Below are 22150 nucleotides of genomic sequence, written 5' to 3'. Positions count from 1 at the left end.
CTAATAAGAATTTCTATTGCACGGTCTTAACCATATCAAACATCGGTGTTACCATTGATATTACTATGAACCCTATTATTACTGCCATAAACACTATCATTACGGGCTCCAGCATTGTTGTGAGCCTTGTTACGGCTGTATCCACTTCTTCATCGTAAAAATCTGCCGTCTTGTCTAAAATTTCTTCTATGGAACCTGAGTCCTCTCCTATTTTAATCATTGAATGAACCATGGGTGGAAATACCCCCTGCTGCCTAAGCGGCTGTGAAAGAGCCAACCCTCGTCTTACATCCTCCCTAGCCTCCATGATTTTACTTCCTATGTATGTATTGCCCGTTACTCCCGCTACAGTTTCAAGCGCCTGTAAAAGAGGCACTCCGCTTCCCATTAGAGTCGAGAGAGTTCTTGTAAACCTGGAAGTTGCTACCTTAAGCACAAGGTTTTTTACAACAGGTATCTGAAGCTTATAATAGTCTTCTTTTAGCTTTATATTTGAGTTTTTGTTCATTGCAGATACAGCAAATGCTAAACCCACTGCAACCATAACAATTATGTACCAATAAGATTTAAGCGCCTCGCTGATTGCAATCATTATCTGTGTTATCTTTGGAAGTTCTACTCCGGAACTGGAATACATCTCAACGAATGTAGGCATTATTGTTGTAAGCAGAAATATAACCACTGCCACACATACCACAGCAAGAATTATAGGATATGTCATCGCACCTTTTACCTTGTTTTCTATCTTATATTCTTTCTCGAAGTGATTTGCGAGCCTGTTCATTATAATATCAATGTTTCCGCTCAATTCTCCCGCCTCAACCATGCTAATAAAAATCGCAGGGAAGGTATCCTTGTGATGTGATAACGCCTCGGAAAAGGTATTCCCTTTCTGCAGATCATCATACATCTGTGAAATTATTTTTGAAAGCCGCTTGTTTTCTGTCTGCTGCTTCAGGATGTCCAGGCTGTTGACTATAGTCACACCTGCCTTCAGCATTGCATACAGCTGCTTGCAGAATACCGCAAGATCCTTTGACTTGATTCGTTTGCCGGAAATACTGCTCAGATCAACCGAACCTGCCGACTGTTTGATATCTATTATTACATAATTGTTTTGCTTCAGGTAGTCAATCATTTCCGCCTTTGTTGACGCATCCTTGTTGATTCTCTGCCTTTTCCCCGATTGATCCACCACACTGCATTTATATACTGCCATGTCTGCCTTCCTTTTTATAAAAATGTAATTATATAGCTGCTTCAGCCGTTATATCTGCTTCATAACATATTCTAAATCCACTGCTGATTTTAATAATGTCTGCCTTGATATTTTTTTGTCCGCATACATGTTTAAAAGACTTGAATCCATCGTCTGCATACCAAATTTTGATCCGGTTTGAATCTGGTTCTGAATCTGGTGAGTTTTCTTTTCCCTTATAAGATTTCTGATAGCCGGTGTAGAAACCAAAATTTCAACCGCCGCCATTCTCTTTTTTTCGTCTATTTCCAGTACCAATTGCTGGGATATTACTCCCTCCAACACATTGGCAAGCTGTATAACCACCTGTTGCTGCTGGTGAGGAGGAAATACGTCTATTATTCGGTCTATGGTCTTTGCTGCTCCTGTCGTGTGCAGAGTGGAAAAAACAAGATGACCGGTCTCTGCTGCAGTAAGTGCTATTTCCATAGTTTCCAAATCTCTCATTTCTCCCAGAAGTATTACATCCGGATCCTGTCTCAGGCATGAGCGCAGTCCTCCGGCGAAGGATTTGAAATCACTTCTGTACTCTCTCTGATTTACAATGCTTTTATTGTGTTTGTGCAGATACTCGATAGGATCCTCAAGTGTTATTATGTGACACTTTCTTTCATTGTTTATTATGTTTACCATCGATGCCAGAGTTGTAGATTTTCCACTGCCTGTAGGCCCTGTTACAAGAACAAGCCCCCTTTGTCTTTGAGTAAAATCATATAAAATTTCAGGCATATTAATTTCTCTTAGTGTGGGTATGTTCATCTGCACAGCTCGAACAGCTATGGAGTAGCTTCCCCTCTGCTTGAATATGTTTATCCTGAAACGTCCGAGATTGGGTATAGCATAGGACATATCAAAATCTCCTATCTCATTTATTTCTCTCAACTGCTCTTCATTAGTTACCTGCTTAGTCAGCTTTTCCGTATCATCAGGCGTCAGCTTTTCATTTCCGGTGCTTATCAGCATGCCGTTCACTCTGTAAATGGGTGCACATCCTACAGATATATGTAAATCTGATCCTTTTACTTCCATTAATTTGCTCAGCATTTCATTTATATTCATTTCTTCCCCCCGCTAATCCATTTTATATATTATCTGTGAGTATTCTTCAACCGTTGTTATGCCCGATAATACCAATTCTCTGCAGTTATCCTTCAGTGTCTTCATTCCGCCCTTTTCAGCAGCCTGTGTTATTTCATCAATACTCTTGCCGCCCTGAACGGCTTCCCTAACAGCCTTATCCACCTTCAGTATTTCATGTATTGCAATTCTTCCGCTGTATCCTGTATTGTAGCACTTTGGACATCCCATGCCCTTTCGAAGTGTAATTTTACCTTCTGCTTCAAGCAGAATTTTTTCCATATCACTTGCCTGATATTCAATCATACAGTTGGTGCAAACTCTTTTCACAAGTCTTTGAGCCACAACTCCTCTCAATGAAGCAGCAATCAAAAACGGCTTAACACCCATATCCTGCAGTCTCATTATTGTGGATGGAGCATCGTTTGTATGTATTGTAGATATGACAAGATGTCCTGTAATAGCTGCTCTTACAGCTATTTCTGCCGTTTCTTCATCTCTTATTTCACCGACCATTATTATGTCCGGATCCTGTCTCAGTATGGACCTCAAACCTGTTGAAAAGTGAAGTCCTGCCTTATTATTTACCTGAACTTGGTTTATTCCCTCTATTTTATACTCCACTGGATCTTCAACTGTTATTATGTTTTTATCTATTTTATTTAACTCGTTCAGCGCCGCATATAATGTAGTCGTCTTTCCGCTTCCCGTAGGACCTGTAACTAGAATAACTCCATTTGGAGAGTTTAATATTTCTTCAAACATAAAGAGATTTTCTCTTGTAAAACCAAGCTCGCTCTTTTCTTTCAAAAAATTTCCTCTGTCCAGCAAACGCATTACAATTTTTTCACCATGAACAGTCGGCAGTACGGAAATACGTAAATCAACCTCTGAATCATCAACTTTTATTTCAATTCTGCCATCCTGAGGTATTCTCTTTTCTGCAATATTCATACCCGACATTATTTTTACTCTCGTTACAATAGCGGACAACGTATGCTTGGACGGCGTAAGAATTTCTTGTAAATCTCCGTCTATTCTTGCTCTTACCCTTATTCTGTTTTCCAGCGGTTCTATATGTATATCGCTTGCACCCATCTTCAGTGCCTGCCTGATAAGGGAGTTAATAAGCCTTACGACAGGTGAATTGCTAACATTTATATCGGTTTCTTCATTCAATGCATCAAAATCATCATAAAACAAATTTTCTTTGTTAAAATCTTCTACTGCTTTCTCTGCGCTTCTCCGGCTCATGTACTTTTCTATTGCACTTGTTATTTGAGATCTGTACGCCAGTACAATTTCCGCTTTTTTGCCGGATTCCATCTCAATATCTTCTATATCAAAAATATTAAGCGGCTCGCTCATAGCTACAATCATTTTATCGCCGAATATTTTTAACGGTATGGCATTGGTTCTTTTGGCAAGTTTTTCTGATATAAGCTTTGTTGCCTCAAGGCTAATATGATAATTGTCTAAATTTACTATATCCAGTCCCAGCTGCTCAGACAGTGTATTCATTACTGATTTCTGAGTTACAAATCCCTTTTCAATCAGTATTTCACCTAATTTTTTGCCGCTTCCTGCCTGTGATTTCAGTGCTTCATTCAGCTGTTCCTGTGTTATTTCCTTTTTTTGCAGAAGAATATCTCCAAGCCTTGCAGTCTTGCTGTATTTGTTCATGTTTTCTCCTTTGCTGTATAAAATAACACTAACTTAAAAATATTTGTAATTTAGTAATTATGTTAAAAAGAAAATGTCATCGTCAACTTATTATATTTAAAGCCTGTAACTTTAAAGTAAATATTAAAAATATAAAAATAATATTATATTTTGCAATGCCGCTGCATAAGAATTCACTTACATTATACTATTTACTCATTTAATTATAATTTTATTTTAATTACACTTTAATTACATAAAATAAAATAAGAACAGATATTTAAGCATCTGTTCTTATCATAATATTTATATTTATTTAATTATTTATTTTTTCTTTGTTTATCCTTAGTTACCACGCATGTTCCGCTCGCTTTGCACACAATTATAGGTTCATCAAGAAAATCGCATGCGGAGTCATTTATATCCTTCCTCGGTACTATAACCTTTCTTGCCTCGAACTTCATCTTTCTGGATGAATTTCCCACAGAAGTAATTTCTCCCTCTGCTTCAATATAATCACCTGCATAAACAGGTGCCAAGAACTCAACGTCATCATACGCTACAAACAACCCTTCATCTCCGTCATTTCTAATAAGAAGTTCTGTAGCCACATCTCCAAAAAGTCCCAGCATTCTTGCCCCGTCAACCAAATCTCCGCCATAATGCGCATCGTGCGCACTCATTCTCATTCTGATTAATGATTTCATTACTACCTCCGAATTTTTTGCTTTCCTCTGTCGTTCGCCCTGTGACAAGCCTATTCTAGCACTGATTTGCAAAATTGTCAATTTCAATCATTTTATTGACGGCTATGCCGAGACCGAGCATAACTTCTTCCAGTTAAAGTCCAACAATTTTGCCTTGCATTAGTATGTAGTACAAAAAAGACGCCCTATCAAAGGCGTCTCATACTGCAATAAACTTGCTATCTTGTTGGTTTTGTCATCAAAATTCTGTTATACTATTAGTCTTTAAAAGCATCTTTCATCTTTCCGAAAAAGCCTTTTTTATCATCCTTATCGTTATGTTCTCCCATTTCTTGGGCAAACTCCTGAAGTATTGCTTTTTGTTTTTCAGTAAGTTTCTTAGGAACCTCAACTTTTACTCTTACGTATTGGTCACCCTTACCTGCTCCTCGTAAATTCTTTATTCCTTTATTTTTAAGTCTGAATACCGTTCCTGTCTGTGTTCCTTCTGGAACATCATATTTAACCTTGCCCTCTATAGTCGGAACCTGGATGGAACCGCCCAATGTAGCTTTTGCAAATGAAACGGGGATTTCACACCAGACATCATTTCCGTCTCTCTCAAATATTTCATGAGGCAGTACATTTATATATACGTATAAATCTCCTGACGGGCCGCCCTGCTCACCGTGATTTCCTTCACCCCTCAAAGGAATTACCGAGCCTGTATCCACCCCTGCAGGGATGTTGATAGAAAGTTTTCTTGATTTTTTTTCCTTGCCTGTTCCTCCACATGATGTACATGGTTCTTCCACGATCTCGCCTGTACCACCGCATGTTGAACATAATTTTGTACTTGCAAATTGACCGAACGGAGTTCTTTGAACCGTTCTTACGCTTCCTGATCCATGACACGTAGGACATGTTTTCTTGCTGGTTCCTTTCTTGGCTCCCGAACCGTCGCATACATGACATTTTTCGACACGATTTATTTTTATTTCCTTCTTAGTACCAAAAGCTGCATCTTCAAATGATATATCCAGCTTAATCTTAAGATCCGACCCTGCTTTCGGACCTGATCTTTGTGCTCTTGCACCAGCACCGCCAAAACCGCCGCCGAAGAAATCGCCAAATATGTCTCCAAATATATCTCCAAAGTCGCTGAAACCGGCACCGCCTCCACCGAATCCAGCATTTTGATCAAACGCAGCATGACCGAATTGATCATATTTTGCTTTCTTTTCAGGGTTGCTTAACACTTCATAAGCTTCATTTATTTCCTTAAACTTTGCTTCCGCCTCTTTATTGTCAGGATTTAAGTCAGGATGGTATTGTTTTGCCAGCTTTCTGAATGCCGATTTAATTGTTTTATCGTCAGCATCTTTACTTACTCCCAATATTTCATAATAATCTCGCTTTGCCACTCTTTCACCACCTTGTTACATTATATGTTCGCAGCCTATTTCTACATTTATTTGCTTGCCACTGCTCAGCAAATTATAGACCACTTGCGAAATACCTGCCGCTGTTCATGAAAAACAGCGGTATGGCTTCCTATACGTTAACCAAGCTAAACCCCAACAGGATTTAGCTTGGACTTAACGTAGCTATTATATATTTTATTCAATGCTTTTTCAAGATTTTTCAAAATTTCCCGGCAAAATTTATTTATCTTCGTCGTCGTGAATTTCTTCAAAATCTGCGTCTACAACATTGTCATCACCTGCTGATGAATTTTGACTTGCATTAGGATCAGCCTGAGGTTCTCCCTGTGCTCCTGTTTGAGCATAAAGTTTTTGAGCAAGTTCATTGAATATGGCAGTAAGTTTTTCTGTCTTATCCTTCATTTGTTCTGAATCGTTGCTTTCAATTGCTTTTTTCAACTCATCGGCAGCTGACTGTGCTTTTGCCTTTTCTTCGTCAGAAATTTTTCCTTCTAAATCTTTCAAAGTTTTTTCTGTCTGGTATACTAGAGTATCAGCATTATTTTTTACTTCTATATCTTCTTTTCTTTTCTTATCTTGCTCTGCATACTGCTCTGCTTCTTTAACTTTTTTATCTATTTCATCGTCTGACATCTTAGTTGATGATGTAATTGTAATTTTTTGCTCTTTTCCTGTTCCCAAGTCCTTAGCACTTACATTAACAATACCGTTGGCATCTATATCGAAAGTTACTTCAATCTGAGGAATTCCCCTAGGTGCTGGAACAATTCCGGAAAGCTGGAATCTTCCCAGTGTTATGTTGTCTTGTGCCATCTGTCTTTCACCCTGTAATACGTGGATGTCAACAGCAGGCTGATTGTCTGCAGCTGTTGAGAACACTTGGCTTTTCTTTGTAGGAATTCTTGTATTTCTTTCAATTAATTTTGTAAATACTCCGCCTAATGTTTCAATACCTAATGATAAAGGAGTAACATCAACTAACAGTATGTCATTGCCAAATTCTCCTGTCAGAACACCACCTTGAATAGCTGCTCCTAATGCAACACATTCATCAGGGTTAATTCCCTTATGAGGATCTTTTCCAGTTAATCTTTTTACTGCTTCCTGCACTGATGGCGTCCTTGTAGAACCACCTACCAGCAATACTTTATCTATATCATTAGCGCTTAACTTAGCATCTGACATAGCCTTTTTAACAGGTTCAACAGTTTTTTCAACTAAGAATGCTGTAAGCTCGTTGAATTTAGCTCTTGTAAGATCCATATTCATATGCTTTGGTCCATCCTGAGTTGCAGTTATAAAAGGCAGATTAATATTTGTAGTCATTGCACTAGAAAGCTCTTTCTTAGCTGTTTCTGCAGCTTCTTTTAATCTCTGAAGTGCCATTTTATCTTTTCTTAAATCTATTCCATTTTCTTTTTGGAACTGATCTGCTAAATAGTCCATTACAACCTGATCGAAGTCATCTCCGCCAAGCTTGTTATTTCCTGCTGTAGATTTAACCTCAAATACTCCCTCTCCAATTTCAAGAATTGAAACATCAAATGTACCACCACCAAGGTCATATACCATAATTGTCTGCATATGGTTTTCTTTATCAACACCGTATGCAAGTGCAGCAGCTGTTGGTTCATTTATTATTCTTTTTACATCAAGGCCTGCAATTTTTCCGGCATCTTTTGTAGCCTGTCTTTGGCTATCTGAAAAGTATGCAGGAACTGTAATTACAGCTTCTGTTACTTTTTCGCCCAAATAGCTTTCAGCGTCCGCTTTTAACTTTTGAAGAATGAAAGCTGAAATTTCTTGAGGTGAATATGCCTTTCCGTCTATATTTACCTTATGGTCTGAACCCATATGTCTTTTGATTGATGCTATTGTTTTGTCAGGGTTTGTAACTGCCTGTCTTTTAGCAGTTTCACCAACCAATCTTTCTCCGTCTTTTGTAAATGCTACAATTGAAGGAGTTGTTCTTTTACCTTCAACATTTGCTATAACAACAGCTTCTCCACCTTCCATAACAGAAACGCAAGAGTTTGTTGTTCCTAAGTCAATTCCTATAACTTTACTCATTTTTTTCCTCCACAATTTATAGAATAATTTTATTTATTATTTACGGCAAATTCTTACCATTGCAGGTCTTATACATTTGTCGTTAACAGTATAACCTTTTTGGAGCACATCGATAACTGTTCCATCTTCATGCTCATCACTCGCTTCAAATCCCACACCATAGTGGAAATTATGATCAAATGGTTTATTAAGAGCATCAATTTCCTTTAAGCTCTTTTTATCAAGTATTCCCATTAATTGAGTGTAAACCATTTGAATTCCTTCTTTATAGGAAGTGCTGTCTCCGCAGTCTGATGCCAGTGCCCTATCAAAATTGTCTATAACCGGCAGCAAATCCAACATAAAATCTGAAATAGCATTTCCGTATGCAGATACTCTTTCCTTTTCAGTCCTAGTCTTGTAGTTCAGAAAATCCGCTTGAAGCCTAAGTAACCTATCATTAAGGCTGTTAATTTCCATTTGTAAATCATCTTGTTCTTTTGTATCTTCTGATTTGTCCGCTTCATTTTCCTTTGAATTATCTTGTTGAACCTTTTTATTAGACTCTTTTGAAGCATCCATCTCTTTTTCTTCCTCTTTCAGCTTAAGCTCTTCTTCCTTCAGTTTTTCTTCATCATGTTTTTTTGCCTTAGCCATTTCTTCACTCCTTATTTTCATCGTCAAAGTTCCGACTTATTATTTCATTCACTGCTTCCGACATTGACTTAACCGTTGAAATAACCTTGCTGTAATCCATTCTCATGGGACCTATAACACCAATCTTCCCAATCAATTTACCGTTAAGCCTATATGTTGCTGTTACTAAGCTGCAATCCCTAAGCTCTTCGTATTCATTTTCACGGCCAATACATATGTCAAAATCATTTTCGCCGGTATATTGGAACAGCTTTGCCATGCTGTCCTTATCTTCAACAAATGAAATAAACTCCCTTGCTTTGACAACGTCATTATATTCAGGCAAATCAAGAATACTTGTCAAACCGTCTGAGTAGACGTTGAAATCTTCTAATTTGCTTATTTGATCAACCAAGAACGGTAATAGCTCTAACAATGAGTCGCTGCTACTTTCTTTTAAATGATAAAGCTGCTCTATTAAGCTATCCTTAATTGTTTCAATATCTTCAAGCTTGTAGCCATTTAATTTTTCTGATAGCGATACTGATATTTTATCCATCTGATCTAAAGGTATAGAACTGTTAAGCCTCAAGACAACCTGCTTTACAATATTGCTCTGCAATATTAAAACAAGAAGGATTTTTCTATCGGTTATAGGGACCAGCTGAATTCTCTTAATTTCAGATTGCTTCAGATGAGGTGACACTATAAACGATGTGTACTTTGTAAATTGAGACAAAATTCTGACGGAATTTTTAAATACAGAATCCATCTCACTTGCTTTATCTTCAATTATACTTCTCAATTCATTTATATTTGCATTTGAATTTGCAGAGCCCATGACTTTTTTCCAAAGGCCGTCAACATAATATCTGTATGCCTTATCCGTAGGTATTCTTCCTGCTGAAGCATGGGGCTGAATTAAAAAGCCCATTTCTTCCAGATCAGACATTTCGTTTCTAATTGTAGCCGGGCTTACGCCAAGCTCATATTTTTTTGAAATTGTCCTTGAGCCGACTGCTTCCGCATTATCAATATAGCTTGAGATAATAGCTTTTAAAATTTTTACTTTTCTCTTATCCAAAGACATTTCGTTCACCTCTTTGTTAGCACTCTCTTTGATTGAGTGCTAAATCTATAGATATAATTTACTACTTTAAATTTACTTTGTCAATAGATATTATTAAAAAAATTATAACACAAATTCCTACAGTGTGATCTATGTCACACAGCAGCGCAAAATTACTCTTGTTTTTACATCGAAATCTTTTATGTCCAAACCTTACAATCTTTATTTACGGTAAAAATTCTTCTATCACATAGTTTGAAATATCCATTCCCTTTTCTGTAAGCCGTACATTTCTTCCGCTGTATTCCATTAATAGATTATTTATCATTCTCTCTATCTGAACTTTAAAAGCTTTTTCAAAGCTTATACCAAACTTATTGTTAAATTCATCTAAATTTAAACCTTCCGTTAATCTCAACCTAAGCATGATATATTCAAACATCCGATCCTGATCACTTAATTTTTCGTGAATTATTCTTTCATAATTATTTGAAAGTCCGTTTTCACAATATGATTTCAAATCTGGAGGATTGCTGTACCTTATACTATTAATAAATGAATGAGCAGACGGTCCAAAACCTACATATTCCTCCTGTTCCCAGTATTTTAGGTTGTGCCTGCATTCATAACCTCTATTGGAAAAATTAGAAATTTCATATTGAAACATATTATTGCTTTCCATAATTTTTCTTCCTGCATAATACATTTCACGCTCTGATTCCTCATCAGGCATTATAATTTTATTTATTTTTTCCATGTTGTACATAGGTGTACCTTTTTCAAGTTTTAGAGAATAAAATGAGATATGCTTCACACCTCTGTTTATTATTTTTGTGATAGTTTCTTCTATGTCACAAACATTCTGACCAGGAATATTGAACATAACATCAGCATTTATGTTTTCAAATCCGCTTTCTAACGCTCTATCAATAGCATCCAATGCCTCTGCACTGTTATGTATTCTTCCTATTTGTCTTAAAATTTCATCGTTCAACGACTGAATTCCAATGCTAAGCCTGTTTATCCCCATGTCCCTATATGCATTGAGATTCTCCAATGTCAAGGTGTTGGGATTTGCTTCTATGCTGATTTCTGCGCATTTGTCAATTTCCATTGTTTCACAAATGCTATCAATTATTTCTTTTATATTTTCATGCTTAATAATAGTAGGCGTTCCACCTCCAAAATAAATAGTGTTCGCAATATAGTTATCTTTTAATTCCTTGCCTTGAGTTTTTATTTCATTAGTTAACGCCTTTATATATTTCTTTTCTGACTCATCGTTCCATTTCATAGAGTAAAAATCGCAATAATTGCATTTTTGCCTACAAAACGGAATATGTATATATATTCCTAGTTTTTTCATACTGCCTCATATCATAATTTTTTTGCACCTGTTATAAAAATATAAAGGAGCTGTTTCCAGCTCCGATTATATCATTATTTACGCATTTGTTCAATTTTTTTGATATTGGTTATTTACTTGCAACGACTTCCTTGTTCAATTCTCCTTCTGTTGAAGCAATAACTACCGAACATGCAGCATCACCTGTAACGTTAATCATTGTTCTCATCATATCGAGAATTCTGTCAACTCCTGCTATCAACGCAACTCCTTCGATAGGGAGCCCAACAGATTGAAGAACCATGCCAAGCATTATCATACCTGCTCCTGGAACTCCGGCTGTTCCTATTGATGCAAGTGTGGCTGTTAAAATTATTGTAAGCTGGGCGCTGATTGACAAATCAAGCCCATAAATATTTGCTATAAAAATTGCACATATACCTTGGTATATAGCTGTTCCATCCATATTAATGGTAGCTCCCAAAGGCAGAACAAAGCTTGATATTGACTTTGAAACGCCAAGATTTTCTTCTACAGACTTCATCGTAATTGGAAGAGTTCCCGAGCTGCTGGCAGTTGAATAAGAAAACATCATCGCAGGAGCAGCTCCCTTGAAAAATTTCAGAGGACTAATTTTTGCAAAAATACTTACCACCGATGAATATGTAAGCAGTGCATGCAAAGCACATCCAATATATACAGCAATAATCAGCTTAAGAAGCGGAAGCAATACTGCAGGTCCGTTTTCAGCAACTACGGGAGTAATAAGCGCAAAAACTCCTATAGGAGCAAACTCCATTATTTTGCCAATTATTTTGTACATTACTTCAGCAAATGCATCAAAGAAATTAAATAAAATCTTACCCTTTTCGCCAATACCTATGATTCCTGCCCCAATAATCAATGCAAACGCTATAATTTGAAGCATCTTTCCTTCTACTAAAGCATTTAAAGGATTTGAAGGAATAATGTTCAATAATGTTTCAGTAATACTTGGAGCTGCAGAAATTTCAAACTCCAGATCTGCCGGTATGCTAAAATCTCCGCCTACGTTCGAAATATTTGCTAAAATAAGTCCGATTGTAACAGCAAACGCGGTGGTTAACATATAAAATGCCACAGTCTTTCCGCCTATTCTCCCAAGCTTTCTGACATCATCCATACTGCATGCACCAACTACAAGCGAAGAAAATACCAGCGGTACTATTGAAAGTTTAATAAGGTTTAAAAATAATGTACCGAAAGGCTTGATGTATGACTTAGCAATTTCGGGATTTGATTGAAAAATAATTCCTGCAAGTATACCCAAAGCCAAGCCAATGAAAATTTTGGTTGTTAATTGCATTTTTTTCATTCTAAATTCCTCCTTTTAATAAAATGTATTTATATTATACATTAGTTTCTTCGTTTTGTCTCTCTGTATTTTTAACAAATACATGTTTTTTTCTTTGTATTACATATATATACCATACTTAATATTAAATGCGTTATACTTTTAATCGAATCCCATTTACCAGTAAAAATTTTCCCTAATTCTCCTAATTCTATTAAAAAAAGCTGCCTGTGATGGCAGCTAAGACATTTCATTACATGCATACATTATAACTGAAGCGGTAACAATTCCTGCGGTTTCTGTTCTCAGTATTCTTTTTCCAAGAGTAACTATATGCGCACCAGCTTCCTTGAACATTTCTATTTCCTTAATATCAAATCCCCCTTCAGGCCCTATTATTATGTAATAATTTTCTTTAGGCACAGACAATACATCCTTCAATAGTTTCATGTCTTCAAGCTCATATGGAACAATTATCTCAGCATTTTCTTCTTTTAACCTTTCAAGCAGCTCCTTGACATTAACTATATCTTCTACTGTAGGAATTATATTGCGCTTGCTCTGCTTAGAAGACTCTTTGGCAATTTTTCGCCATCTTTCAAGCTTTTTTTGTTCCCTATCTTTGTCATTAAGTTTTACCACTGTTCTTTCAGTCATCAAAGGTATGAAACTTTTCACTCCCAATTCAACATTCTGCTGAATAATATCTTCCATTTTGGTTTGCTTTGGTATCCCCTGGCACAAAGTAACATTTATTTTTGTTTCATTATTTGTATTTTTTTCTTCTATAATCTCGCAAATTATGTTTTCCTGATTAATTTCAATTATTTTCGCATCATACTCACTGCTTTCAGTAACTAAGGATATATTATCCCCTTCTTTTGCACGAAGTATGGTTTTTAAATGTCTTGCATCTCCGCCTGTTACTTTGACAGTATTATTTTTTATATTGTCATCAGCACAAAAATATCTGAACATATTTACCTCACTATCTTAGTTGAGCTGTTACACATACCCATTCTTCGCTATCATTTATCTCTAGTATTTGAAATCCTAAAGATTTAAAGTTTTCTACAACATCACCAACATATTTTTTTATAATACCAGATGCTATTACAAGTCCTCCTTTTTTCAAAAATTTTGGGAATGTGAAACTCATACCCATTATAATCTGAGCAATAATATTTATTTCAAGAATATCATACTTGTTGTATCCTATTGCATCCTGCAGATTTTTATCATCGGTTACATCACCGCAAAGAACATCAAACCTGTCTTCATAAATGTTATTTAATTCGGCATTTTCTTTAGCAATTCTAACTGCATTTTCATCTATATCCACACCTGTTGCCTTAACAGCTCCAAGAAGCAAAGATGCTATGGAAAGTATTCCGCTTCCGCATCCCATATCCAGCACTTCATCGCCATCATTAAGATGCTTAATTATCTGCTCAATACAAAGCCTTGTAGTATGATGCTGACCTGTCCCAAAACTCATGCCTGGATCAATATTAAGAACAATTTTTTCTTCTGCAGATTCGTCAAGTTTTTCCCATGAAGGCTTTATGATTATTTTATTTGAAACAGAAAAAGGTTTAAAATACTGTTTCCAGTTGTTAGCCCAGTCCTCATCATTTAAAATCCTTGTAGCTATTTCCAGTCTGCCCATATCAATTTCATTGCTTTCTTTCTTTAAATCTTCAATGTATTTTTCTACTTTTCTAAAAAGTTCCATTCCCTGACTATTATCCGCTAAATATACCTTTATACAGCTTTCACAATTTTTCATTTCAGCAAGCTCTTCATCATAATAGTCCCAATTCAATGTGTCATTATTTAAAAAATCTTCAAAAACTCCAGCATCTTCTATAACCGCATCATTTATTCCTAATTTTATCAAAGCGCCATTTATTATTTCTATTCCATTTGTTGTTGTATATATGGAAACCTCAGTCCAGTTCATTATTCCTCCCAAATAAACAAAATTTTACAGCATTATTTATTATAATCTAATTATAGTATTTTATCAATGAAAAAGCACCGTTGAACAGATACAGTGCTTTACAATTACTTATGTGGTGACATAAATATTCTATTACTCAATAATTTGTATTTCATATGAAATAGGAACAGCCTTTTCAAGCATTGCTGCAACCCCGCAATATTTTTCAAGTGAAAGTTTAACAGCTCTTTCAAGTTTTTTATATTCGAGATTGGTTCCTATAAATTTATAAATAATTTTAATATAATTATATATTTTCGGATCCTCATCTCTAGATTCAGCCTCAATTTCAACATGAACATCCTTAACATCGAGCCTCATTTTTTTAACAATAGTCATTATATCTATTCCTGAACATCCAATAAGACCCGCCAATAACAATGCCTTTGGACTGGGGCCTAAATTATTTCCTCCGTTTTCAAAGACCGTATCCGTTATTACAGTATGGCCGTTTATCTTCATTTCAAAAGCCATGTTTCCTTTTAGATTAGCATTTATTTTCGTCTTTTCCATTTAAATCTCCTAAATTTTGTAATTGTCTTAATTATATAGCATTAAAATTCTTTTTTAAAATTAATTTTCTTAAAGTATAAATGTCAGCACCTTTGATTTAAAATAATCCTCTTAGTTTTTATTTTATATATTTTGATGTATAATGCTAATAACTGTATGTAGCTGATCTGCAGGTATCTGCCCTGGAGCTGATGTCTCTCCTACAGCTCCAAATGTAAATGCAGAACCGAAAATTTCTCCTGCCAGTCTGCTCATCATTCCTAAGGCTCCCATTGACATAGTTATTATGGGTTTATTTGTATATTTTTGTCTCATTTCGTATGTAGCAGACATCAAAGTCAGCAAATCCTCCGGACTTTGAGGCATTACAGCAATTTTTAGTATATCAGCACCAACATCCTGCATTTTACACATTCGTGAAATTATGTCATCCTTATCAGGTGTCTTGTAAAAGTCATGATTTGAAGCAACCACAAGTACATTGCAGGAGTGAATATTATTTATGTTTCTTTCAGCTTCTTCATATCCTATGAAAATTTCCACATCTATTATATCTGCATCACCTGTCTCAGCCACAGCCTTATTTAGTGCGCAGTAATTTTCAACAGATATTTCTTTGTTCCCTCCTTCCTTTTTCGTCCTATATGTAAAAAATACAATTTTATCTGGTATCAAATTTCTTATTTCGCTCAGTACTTCTGTTACTTTTTCAAAATTGAGAACCTCATCAAAAAAATCCGCTCTCCACTCAACAGCGTCATATTTTAATTCCTTAAAACTTTTTAACTTTTGAATTATTTCCGTTTCGGTACTTTCAACCAATGGTATTATTATTTTAGGCATTCCTTCACCTATTTTTACACCTCTAATTTCTATGTTTTTCAATAAGTTCATCTCCTTTACTTTTTGGGTTCTCGTTTAGTTTGCTACTGCATAAATTGCTTTGTTTGAACAATAAACGATAAAACAATTATTGCCAGCAGAAACATTGAAATCGGACTTGTAAATATACTTCCAATAAGACCAATAATAGAACCTGAGGATATAACAGCTCTTCTATAATTCGTTTCAATTAAGTCAGCCAGTATAATTCCAAGTACCGTAGGAGCAACCGGAAAGTCATACATTTTAAAGAAATATCCCATAACACCAAATGCTGTCATCCAAAATATATCATATAGATTGTTATTAACCGCATATGAACCTACAATCGACAGAATTATTATGATAGGAAGAAGTATTCCTTTAGGTATTTCAACTATTTTTGTAAATATTTTTACCCCTGTTAAACCGAATATTAATAAAAATATATTTGATATAAGCAAAAAGCTTACGATTATATAAAATAAATCCGGCGTTTCTGTCATAAGCATGGGCCCTGGCCTTAGTCCATGAATGTATAAAGCTCCAAGTATTACGGCAGTAACCGCATCACCAGGTATTCCCATTGTAAGCATTGGTATAAATGCCCCGCTTATTGCTGCGTTATTTGCAGATTCCGGAGCAACTATACCTTCTACTGCCCCTTCTCCAAAAGGAACCTCCGTATTCTTAACGGTTCTTTTTGCCTGATCGTAAGCAACTAACGCTGCAATATCTCCGCCAGCGCCGGGAAGCGCTCCGACAATAACTCCCACGATTGATGACCTTACTGTTAATGGCAGATACTTTTTAATTGAAAAAAATGATGGTAATATCCTATCAACCCTCTGCTTTATAATCGGAGTGTCTTTTTGTCTTATTTGTACAAACACCTCAGATATTCCAAAAAGACCTATCATTGCAGTAATATAATTCACTCCAGCAAGCAGATAAGTATTTCCAAATGTGAACCTGTGCTGTGCACTTATCGGGTCCATTCCAATTGTACCCAACAGCACTCCAACTGCAGCGGCAACAATTCCTCTGGATAAAGTCTTTGATCCAAGACTTCCAACCAGCATCATTCCCATGAATGCAAGAAGCATATAATCTCTAGGAGCAAATATTAACACAAAATCTGATACAATTGGCGCAAAAAATACTAAAACTATTATTCCTACTATTCCTCCAAGAACCGACTGTACTGTAGCAACACCCATGGCCTGACCTGCCAAGCCCTTTTTTGCAAGCGGATAGCCGTCAAAGCTTGTCGCAACAGCTGCAGGAGCCCCAGGGATATTCAATAGTATTGCTGATCTGGAGCCTCCATATACTGCTCCTGTGAATATTCCAATCATAAGTGCTAATGCGCTTTTTGTTTCCCATCCGAAAGTAAAAGATACAAGAAGGGAGACCGCCATAGTTCCTGACAATCCAGGTATAGAACCTATGTAGATACCTAAAAAAACACCGACTGCCACAAGCGCTGTAAGAATTGGATCCTCAAAAGGCGCCAACATATAAATTACATTTGAATCCATATCTTATCCTCCTTATGGCAGAATAACCTGAAAAATTGTATTGAATATAATAAGAATGAAAGCCATTACAACAACTGTAAAAATAAGGCTTTGTAAATACTTGCCATTCATTAAGTAACTCATCGATGTAAATAAAAATATCGGAGTTACAAGTTCAAATCCGACTCCTAAAACAAGCAGCAGACAATAGCCTATAAGCATCAATAACATTAACAATATATCTTTGGTGAAAATATATTCGACAGCAAGCTTAAATTTCTCTTTCAGAACAAAATTCTCACTTTCAGAAACTGTTTTATTAGATTCAAAAAAAATTATTTTTATCATAAATAAAACTATTATACTGCTTAAAAACAAAGGCAGTGCTCCATATGATGAAGGAGCAGGATCATTCATATACATGTTTATAGACTCAATAAATGCACCTGTCCCTATTCCTAACAGCATAAACAAAAAAACTGTTTCCCCCGGTTTAATCTTACTTGACATTAACTCACATCCTTAATATATTGAAAATCATACGAGGATCGATTGAAATCTAATTTATTCCAAGTTCTCCCGGAGATTTATCTATTGTTCCACTCTTATAAAATGCTTCCGCAGTATCTTTTTGCCATCTCTCAAGATATTCTTTTGCTTCATCACCTGTCAACCCTAATGGGCTTATGTTTAATTCTTCCATCAGGTTTACGTACTCTAAATCATTAAACGCTTCCGAAAATGCAGCACTTAATACATCAATTTTCTCTTGAGGAGTCCCATTATTAACAAATATACCATAGAAAGGCCCCCATGGTAAATAATCAGAAAAATCCGGATATTCTTCGGTTACTAATGGAACTTCAGGAAGAACGCCTACACTTTCAGTCGATAATAATGTCAGATATTCGATATACCCTGCCTTATATGATTCTATACCCGATTGTACTTTACAAATTGTAAAATCTGCATGACCTCCTAGAACTGCTGCCAATGCTGACGCATCGCTATCAAATGGTATCTGATTAAACTCTGCTCCTGTTATAGCCGTAATAAATGCACTTACAGACCATGGCATACCTCCCACACCGGTTGTTGCAATATTTATCTTACCCGGGTTAGCTAAAGCATCATCTATGAGCTCTGTAAATGTTAAATATTTTGAACCTTTCTTTACAATAATTCCAACCTTTTCATCACCAATAACAAATACCGGCTCAAAATCTGCGTATGTAAGTTCCGATATACCCAATATTGTATAAAGCTGAGGATTTTCAGCTCCCATCAGCAGTGTATATCCATCGCTTTTTTGTTCGTATACATACTGTGTTGCAATAGCTCCTGTTGCTCCTGGCTTGTTCTGAACTACAATGCTTTTACCAAGTATCTTTTCTGCAATGGAAGCAAGAGGTCTCATCAATGAATCTGTTCCTCCCCCTGCACCCCACTGAACAACGCCTTTTATATCATGTTCAGGAAAAGCAGGAGTATCTTCTTCCTCACATGGAGCAAGTTGCTCATTATTTGGTTCATGCATACATCCTGTCAGTAATAAAAGCATCATGATAATAATTAACAATTCCGCTAATATTTTTTTCATATTTCCTCCAATTACTCTGTATAAATTTATAGTTATAAAAAGCATATCATATGGTACAGATGGGATAAATATGACTGTTTAATCGAAAGCCCTTAAGGACAGTTTTATTAAAAAAATAGCAAATCTAGAAAATCTGCCTTTTGACAGATTCTCATTGTTATAATTATTTATTTAAAATCTGCACTATTCAATCTGTCTAACATTTCCGCCAAATTCAATTCATAATTCGCAGCAATAACTTCAACAGTATCAAACAAGTTGTTGCAAAGCAGGCATTTTCCAGTAATCTCGTCATATTCATGAAAAATTTTTTCTGTTTTCGGATACTTTTCAACTATATCCAACGTTGTCATATCTTTGGTAATCATTTATACAGCCTCCTAGTAATTTTATTTTCCTTCATCAATCATAATAATTGCATTAGCTGGACATAAGTTATAGCACATCCCACATCCATTGCATTTGTCTGAATCAATAATAACTTTTTCTTCAAATTTCAGCGCCTTGCATCTTGTTCTGAAGCACATCCTGCACATTTTACATTTTTCTGTATTTATCTTATATTTCATAAAAATCTCCACTGTGGTATCCGATATTTAACTGTATCCAAACTAAATGTTTATTTTACCTGTTGCAAGGATAACGGCTGAGCCTCCTACTCTTATCTTTTCATTCCCATTTTCCAATATGATCTGAGTAACTATTCTTGAAGGTCTTTCAAGCTTTTCTCCTTGAACAATGTTATTTAAACTATCTAATCTGATAATACCATAATCATATAAATAATAGGTCAATGCTCCATTTGATGTCCCGGTTGCAGCTTCTTCATCTATTCCATACAATGGTGCAAAATTTCTTGAATGAATTTTTCCATCATCAGAGTTAACTGTAAACGCGTGGACTCCGACCACCTTATGCTTTTCAGACAACGAGGTAAGAGATTCCAAATCAGGATTAATCTTTTCAAGTTCATTTTCATTTTTTACAGGCAGCATAATATCTATTAGTCCTGTAGATACCTTTTTAGGAATCAATTCAATATCAGAATATTTACTACATATTCCCTGTGCCCTTGAATCAAGTCCCATAACGCTGTAAAGCTCATTTATATCTTCTTCGGAGAAAATTGTATCAAATATCTTAGGATATGCCATATCCATCAATATTAAGTCGTTATCTGCCATAATTTCCAATTCCCCTGCCAAAGTTATATTTATATATTTACCCGGTTTGATTATTCCTTGATTGAGTAATGCATGAAAGGAAGCTATTGTAGCATGACCGCATAAATCAACTTCCGACACAGGCGTAAAATACCTTATATTAAATGTTTCATTTCCCAATTTTTTAATAAATGCCGTTTCTGAATATCTAAGTTCCGCCGCTGTCTTAATCATAATTTCATCTGAAGGAAAATCCGCTCCATCCGGAAGCATCACAATTCCTGCAGGATTTCCCCCGAACAGCCTGTCTGTAAATGCATCAACAATACTAAATTTCATTTAAATCATCCTTTCCGCATAGATAATCTTAAAATATTATGTAGTCAATAATTTTATTATACCATGATTTAATATTTGTTTCACCATTATTTTCCTCACAAACTTTTATGTCGGTAATATTTTAAATAAAAAAATCCTATCAGCATAAGATAGGATTACTTTTATTTGCTAAAATCAAATGCACCGTGAGGGATTCGAACCCACGACCTTTCGGTTCGTAGCCGAACACTCTATCCAACTGAGCTAACGGTGCAAGATATTTTGGAGGCGCCATCCAGATTTGAACTGGAGATCTAGGTGTTGCAGACCTGTGCCTTACCACTTGGCTATAGCGCCTTAATATTAAGTTTTTGGGGTGAATAGTGGGATTCGAACCCACGACCTCCAGAGCCACAATCTGGCGCCCTAACCAACTAGGCCATATCCACCAAAATATAATTTGGAGCGGGTGAAGGGAATCGGACCCTCGCGACCAGCTTGGAAGGCTGGGGCTCTACCATTGAGCTACACCCGCAAAATAAATTTATATTGGAGCGGAAGACGAGATTCGAACTCGCGACCCTCGCCTTGGCAAGGCGATGCTCTACCACTGAGCCACTTCCGCAATGGTGGAAGAGATTGGATTCGAACCAATGAAGGCGGTGCCAACGGATTTACAGTCCGTCCCCTTTAGCCACTCGGGAACTCTTCCTTATTTTTAATGTTACAAAGCTGGTGGGAGGACTTGAACCCCTAACCTACTGATTACAAGTCAGTTGCTCTACCAATTGAGCTACACCAGCATATATAATTATATTACGCCAATAATTTACCTCTTCGGCTATACTTCTTTTTTAAAATGGCGACCTGGAAGGGGCTCGAACCCTCGACCTCCAGCGTGACAGGCTGGCATTCTAACCAACTGAACTACCAGGCCGCTTTTGCAGTTAATCACTGCATTTGACCTACCAAACATTCTTCAGAAAACTCTGATTAATGAAGTTAGGACTTAAGTGGAAACTATAGGGCTCGAACCTATGACCCCCTGCTTGTAAGGCAGATGCTCTCCCAACTGAGCTAAGCTTCCATATTTATGACCCTACCGGGACTCGAACCCGGGTTATCGCCGTGAAAGGGCGGTGTCTTAACCGCTTGACCATAGGGCCATCATATTTTTTGGTAGCGGGAGCTGGATTCGAACCAACGGCCTCCGGGTTATGAGCCCGACGAGCTTCCAACTGCTCTATCCCGCGACGATAATTCTTGCCAAAGCTTCATATATGGCCCTATTATCATGCTTATTACTGACTCCGAGGGTGGGGCTCGAACCCACGACCTACCGGTTAACAGCCGGTTGCTCCACCATTGAGCTACCTCGGAATAACCCGGCGACGTCTTACTTTCCCAGGCAGTTGCCCGCCAAGTATCATCAGCGCTGAAGAGCTTAACTTCCGTGTTCGAGATGGGTACGGGTGTGTCCTCTTCGCTATTGTCACCAGATATATAAAAGTTCTTTCAGAACTTTCAAAATCGCATAGGAATTTTTAGATTAGACATTTTTGCGCAGTCTCATTCACCAATTTACTTGCTCCTTGCGTCGCATAAATTGGGAA

The 22150-nt window shown here is 36.5% G+C and carries 20 protein-coding genes, 12 tRNA genes and 1 rRNA gene; all 33 read right to left on the bottom strand.

The window, feature by feature from the left end; all coding sequences use genetic code 11:
- Positions 1-13: 13 nt before the first annotated feature.
- Positions 14-1219, bottom strand: a complete 1206-nt coding sequence (locus ACS3UD_RS02925) for a type II secretion system F family protein (protein ID WP_308137845.1) — start codon at positions 1217-1219, stop codon at positions 14-16.
- Positions 1220-1267: 48 nt separating this feature from the next.
- The gene (locus ACS3UD_RS02920) at positions 1268-2317 is read right to left on the bottom strand and encodes a type IV pilus twitching motility protein PilT (RefSeq protein ID WP_308137846.1); all 1050 of its coding nucleotides are present in this window, start codon (positions 2315-2317) and stop codon (positions 1268-1270) included.
- A gap of 12 nt (positions 2318-2329) precedes the next feature.
- The gene (locus tag ACS3UD_RS02915) at positions 2330-4018 is read right to left on the bottom strand and encodes a GspE/PulE family protein (RefSeq protein ID WP_308137847.1); all 1689 of its coding nucleotides are present in this window, start codon (positions 4016-4018) and stop codon (positions 2330-2332) included.
- Positions 4019-4317: 299 nt separating this feature from the next.
- Positions 4318-4704 carry a hotdog fold domain-containing protein gene (locus ACS3UD_RS02910; protein WP_213924753.1) on the bottom strand — a complete coding sequence of 129 codons (387 nt, stop codon included), beginning with the start codon at positions 4702-4704 and terminating at the stop codon, positions 4318-4320.
- 257 nt (positions 4705-4961) lie between these two features.
- A complete protein-coding gene (gene dnaJ / locus ACS3UD_RS02905; protein ID WP_308137848.1) occupies positions 4962-6107 on the bottom strand; it encodes a molecular chaperone DnaJ in 1146 nt (381 codons plus the stop codon).
- Positions 6108-6347: 240 nt separating this feature from the next.
- Complete coding sequence (dnaK, locus tag ACS3UD_RS02900; RefSeq protein WP_308137849.1) at positions 6348-8198, bottom strand: molecular chaperone DnaK; 1851 nt, start codon at positions 8196-8198, stop codon at positions 6348-6350.
- 36 nt (positions 8199-8234) lie between these two features.
- Complete coding sequence (gene grpE / locus ACS3UD_RS02895; RefSeq protein WP_440977728.1) at positions 8235-8834, bottom strand: nucleotide exchange factor GrpE; 600 nt, start codon at positions 8832-8834, stop codon at positions 8235-8237.
- A 4-nt stretch (positions 8835-8838) separates the two neighbouring features.
- Entirely contained in the window at positions 8839-9903 is a 1065-nt protein-coding gene (gene hrcA / locus ACS3UD_RS02890; protein ID WP_308137851.1) for a heat-inducible transcriptional repressor HrcA, read from the bottom strand.
- 205 nt (positions 9904-10108) lie between these two features.
- Positions 10109-11248, bottom strand: a complete 1140-nt coding sequence (gene hemW, locus ACS3UD_RS02885; protein ID WP_308137852.1) for a radical SAM family heme chaperone HemW — start codon at positions 11246-11248, stop codon at positions 10109-10111.
- A gap of 109 nt (positions 11249-11357) precedes the next feature.
- Positions 11358-12572, bottom strand: a complete 1215-nt coding sequence (locus ACS3UD_RS02880) for a dicarboxylate/amino acid:cation symporter (protein WP_308140126.1) — start codon at positions 12570-12572, stop codon at positions 11358-11360.
- Positions 12573-12800: 228 nt separating this feature from the next.
- On the bottom strand, positions 12801-13538 hold the full coding sequence (locus tag ACS3UD_RS02875) for a 16S rRNA (uracil(1498)-N(3))-methyltransferase (RefSeq protein WP_308137853.1): 738 nt from the start codon (positions 13536-13538) through the stop codon (positions 12801-12803).
- Between the two features lie 10 nt (positions 13539-13548).
- On the bottom strand, positions 13549-14523 hold the full coding sequence (prmA, locus tag ACS3UD_RS02870; protein WP_308137854.1) for a 50S ribosomal protein L11 methyltransferase: 975 nt from the start codon (positions 14521-14523) through the stop codon (positions 13549-13551).
- Between the two features lie 132 nt (positions 14524-14655).
- On the bottom strand, positions 14656-15075 hold the full coding sequence (locus tag ACS3UD_RS02865) for an OsmC family protein (RefSeq protein WP_308137855.1): 420 nt from the start codon (positions 15073-15075) through the stop codon (positions 14656-14658).
- Between the two features lie 123 nt (positions 15076-15198).
- Positions 15199-15969: a type I 3-dehydroquinate dehydratase gene (gene aroD / locus ACS3UD_RS02860; protein ID WP_440977727.1), complete on the bottom strand. Its 771-nt coding sequence runs from the start codon at positions 15967-15969 to the stop codon at positions 15199-15201.
- Between the two features lie 32 nt (positions 15970-16001).
- Positions 16002-17477, bottom strand: coding sequence for a tripartite tricarboxylate transporter permease (locus ACS3UD_RS02855; RefSeq protein ID WP_308137857.1), 1476 nt, complete (start codon positions 17475-17477; stop codon positions 16002-16004).
- A 12-nt stretch (positions 17478-17489) separates the two neighbouring features.
- Positions 17490-17966, bottom strand: coding sequence for a tripartite tricarboxylate transporter TctB family protein (locus ACS3UD_RS02850; RefSeq protein WP_308137858.1), 477 nt, complete (start codon positions 17964-17966; stop codon positions 17490-17492).
- Between the two features lie 49 nt (positions 17967-18015).
- Positions 18016-19056, bottom strand: coding sequence for a tripartite tricarboxylate transporter substrate binding protein (locus ACS3UD_RS02845; RefSeq protein ID WP_308137859.1), 1041 nt, complete (start codon positions 19054-19056; stop codon positions 18016-18018).
- A gap of 167 nt (positions 19057-19223) precedes the next feature.
- Positions 19224-19424 (bottom strand): hypothetical protein, encoded by a 201-nt coding sequence (locus ACS3UD_RS02840; RefSeq protein WP_308137860.1) that lies wholly within the window; start codon positions 19422-19424, stop codon positions 19224-19226.
- A 21-nt stretch (positions 19425-19445) separates the two neighbouring features.
- Positions 19446-19625, bottom strand: coding sequence for an indolepyruvate ferredoxin oxidoreductase subunit alpha (locus ACS3UD_RS02835; protein ID WP_308137861.1), 180 nt, complete (start codon positions 19623-19625; stop codon positions 19446-19448).
- Positions 19626-19667: 42 nt separating this feature from the next.
- Positions 19668-20558, bottom strand: a complete 891-nt coding sequence (locus ACS3UD_RS02830) for a PhzF family phenazine biosynthesis protein (RefSeq protein ID WP_308137862.1) — start codon at positions 20556-20558, stop codon at positions 19668-19670.
- Positions 20559-20737: 179 nt separating this feature from the next.
- Positions 20738-20811 (bottom strand) — tRNA-Arg (locus ACS3UD_RS02825).
- A 9-nt stretch (positions 20812-20820) separates the two neighbouring features.
- A tRNA-Cys gene (locus ACS3UD_RS02820) sits at positions 20821-20894 on the bottom strand.
- 15 nt (positions 20895-20909) lie between these two features.
- Positions 20910-20986, bottom strand: a tRNA-His gene (locus ACS3UD_RS02815).
- A gap of 12 nt (positions 20987-20998) precedes the next feature.
- Positions 20999-21072 (bottom strand) — tRNA-Gly (locus ACS3UD_RS02810).
- Between the two features lie 15 nt (positions 21073-21087).
- Positions 21088-21162: transfer RNA gene (locus ACS3UD_RS02805), tRNA-Gly, on the bottom strand.
- A 2-nt stretch (positions 21163-21164) separates the two neighbouring features.
- A tRNA-Tyr gene (locus ACS3UD_RS02800) sits at positions 21165-21249 on the bottom strand.
- Between the two features lie 18 nt (positions 21250-21267).
- A tRNA-Thr gene (locus ACS3UD_RS02795) sits at positions 21268-21340 on the bottom strand.
- Between the two features lie 57 nt (positions 21341-21397).
- A tRNA-Asp gene (locus ACS3UD_RS02790) sits at positions 21398-21474 on the bottom strand.
- A 77-nt stretch (positions 21475-21551) separates the two neighbouring features.
- Positions 21552-21624: transfer RNA gene (locus ACS3UD_RS02785), tRNA-Val, on the bottom strand.
- Positions 21625-21631: 7 nt separating this feature from the next.
- Positions 21632-21703: transfer RNA gene (locus ACS3UD_RS02780), tRNA-Glu, on the bottom strand.
- A gap of 11 nt (positions 21704-21714) precedes the next feature.
- A tRNA-Met gene (locus tag ACS3UD_RS02775) sits at positions 21715-21790 on the bottom strand.
- 55 nt (positions 21791-21845) lie between these two features.
- A tRNA-Asn gene (locus ACS3UD_RS02770) sits at positions 21846-21917 on the bottom strand.
- A 3-nt stretch (positions 21918-21920) separates the two neighbouring features.
- Positions 21921-22037 (bottom strand): 5S ribosomal RNA (gene rrf, locus ACS3UD_RS02765).
- Positions 22038-22150: the final 113 nt, after the last annotated feature.

It is taken from the genome of Sedimentibacter sp. LTW-03, from assembly GCF_052059825.1.
Classification (GTDB): domain Bacteria; phylum Bacillota; class Clostridia; order Tissierellales; family Sedimentibacteraceae; genus Sedimentibacter.
Note: the sequence above shows the minus strand (reverse complement) of the source record. Positions and strands in the feature narration are given on the sequence as shown.

Bases quoted from the DNA above. Each gene is read 5' to 3' on its own strand.
- ACS3UD_RS02925 (WP_308137845.1), bottom strand. From the start codon at position 1,219: ATGGCAGTATATAAATGCAGTGTGGTGGATCAATCGGGGAAAAGGCAG.
- ACS3UD_RS02920 (WP_308137846.1), bottom strand. From the start codon at position 2,317: ATGAATATAAATGAAATGCTGAGCAAATTAATGGAAGTAAAAGGATCA.
- ACS3UD_RS02915 (WP_308137847.1), bottom strand. From the start codon at position 4,018: ATGAACAAATACAGCAAGACTGCAAGGCTTGGAGATATTCTTCTGCAA.
- ACS3UD_RS02910 (WP_213924753.1), bottom strand. From the start codon at position 4,704: ATGAAATCATTAATCAGAATGAGAATGAGTGCGCACGATGCGCATTAT.
- dnaK (WP_308137849.1), bottom strand. From the start codon at position 8,198: ATGAGTAAAGTTATAGGAATTGACTTAGGAACAACAAACTCTTGCGTT.
- grpE (WP_440977728.1), bottom strand. From the start codon at position 8,834: ATGGCTAAGGCAAAAAAACATGATGAAGAAAAACTGAAGGAAGAAGAG.
- hrcA (WP_308137851.1), bottom strand. From the start codon at position 9,903: ATGTCTTTGGATAAGAGAAAAGTAAAAATTTTAAAAGCTATTATCTCA.
- hemW (WP_308137852.1), bottom strand. From the start codon at position 11,248: ATGAAAAAACTAGGAATATATATACATATTCCGTTTTGTAGGCAAAAA.
- ACS3UD_RS02880 (WP_308140126.1), bottom strand. From the start codon at position 12,572: ATGCAATTAACAACCAAAATTTTCATTGGCTTGGCTTTGGGTATACTT.
- ACS3UD_RS02875 (WP_308137853.1), bottom strand. From the start codon at position 13,538: ATGTTCAGATATTTTTGTGCTGATGACAATATAAAAAATAATACTGTC.
- prmA (WP_308137854.1), bottom strand. From the start codon at position 14,523: ATGAACTGGACTGAGGTTTCCATATATACAACAACAAATGGAATAGAA.
- ACS3UD_RS02865 (WP_308137855.1), bottom strand. From the start codon at position 15,075: ATGGAAAAGACGAAAATAAATGCTAATCTAAAAGGAAACATGGCTTTT.
- aroD (WP_440977727.1), bottom strand. From the start codon at position 15,969: ATGAACTTATTGAAAAACATAGAAATTAGAGGTGTAAAAATAGGTGAA.
- ACS3UD_RS02855 (WP_308137857.1), bottom strand. From the start codon at position 17,477: ATGGATTCAAATGTAATTTATATGTTGGCGCCTTTTGAGGATCCAATT.
- ACS3UD_RS02850 (WP_308137858.1), bottom strand. From the start codon at position 17,966: ATGTCAAGTAAGATTAAACCGGGGGAAACAGTTTTTTTGTTTATGCTG.
- ACS3UD_RS02845 (WP_308137859.1), bottom strand. From the start codon at position 19,056: ATGAAAAAAATATTAGCGGAATTGTTAATTATTATCATGATGCTTTTA.
- ACS3UD_RS02840 (WP_308137860.1), bottom strand. From the start codon at position 19,424: ATGATTACCAAAGATATGACAACGTTGGATATAGTTGAAAAGTATCCG.
- ACS3UD_RS02835 (WP_308137861.1), bottom strand. From the start codon at position 19,625: ATGAAATATAAGATAAATACAGAAAAATGTAAAATGTGCAGGATGTGC.
- ACS3UD_RS02830 (WP_308137862.1), bottom strand. From the start codon at position 20,558: ATGAAATTTAGTATTGTTGATGCATTTACAGACAGGCTGTTCGGGGGA.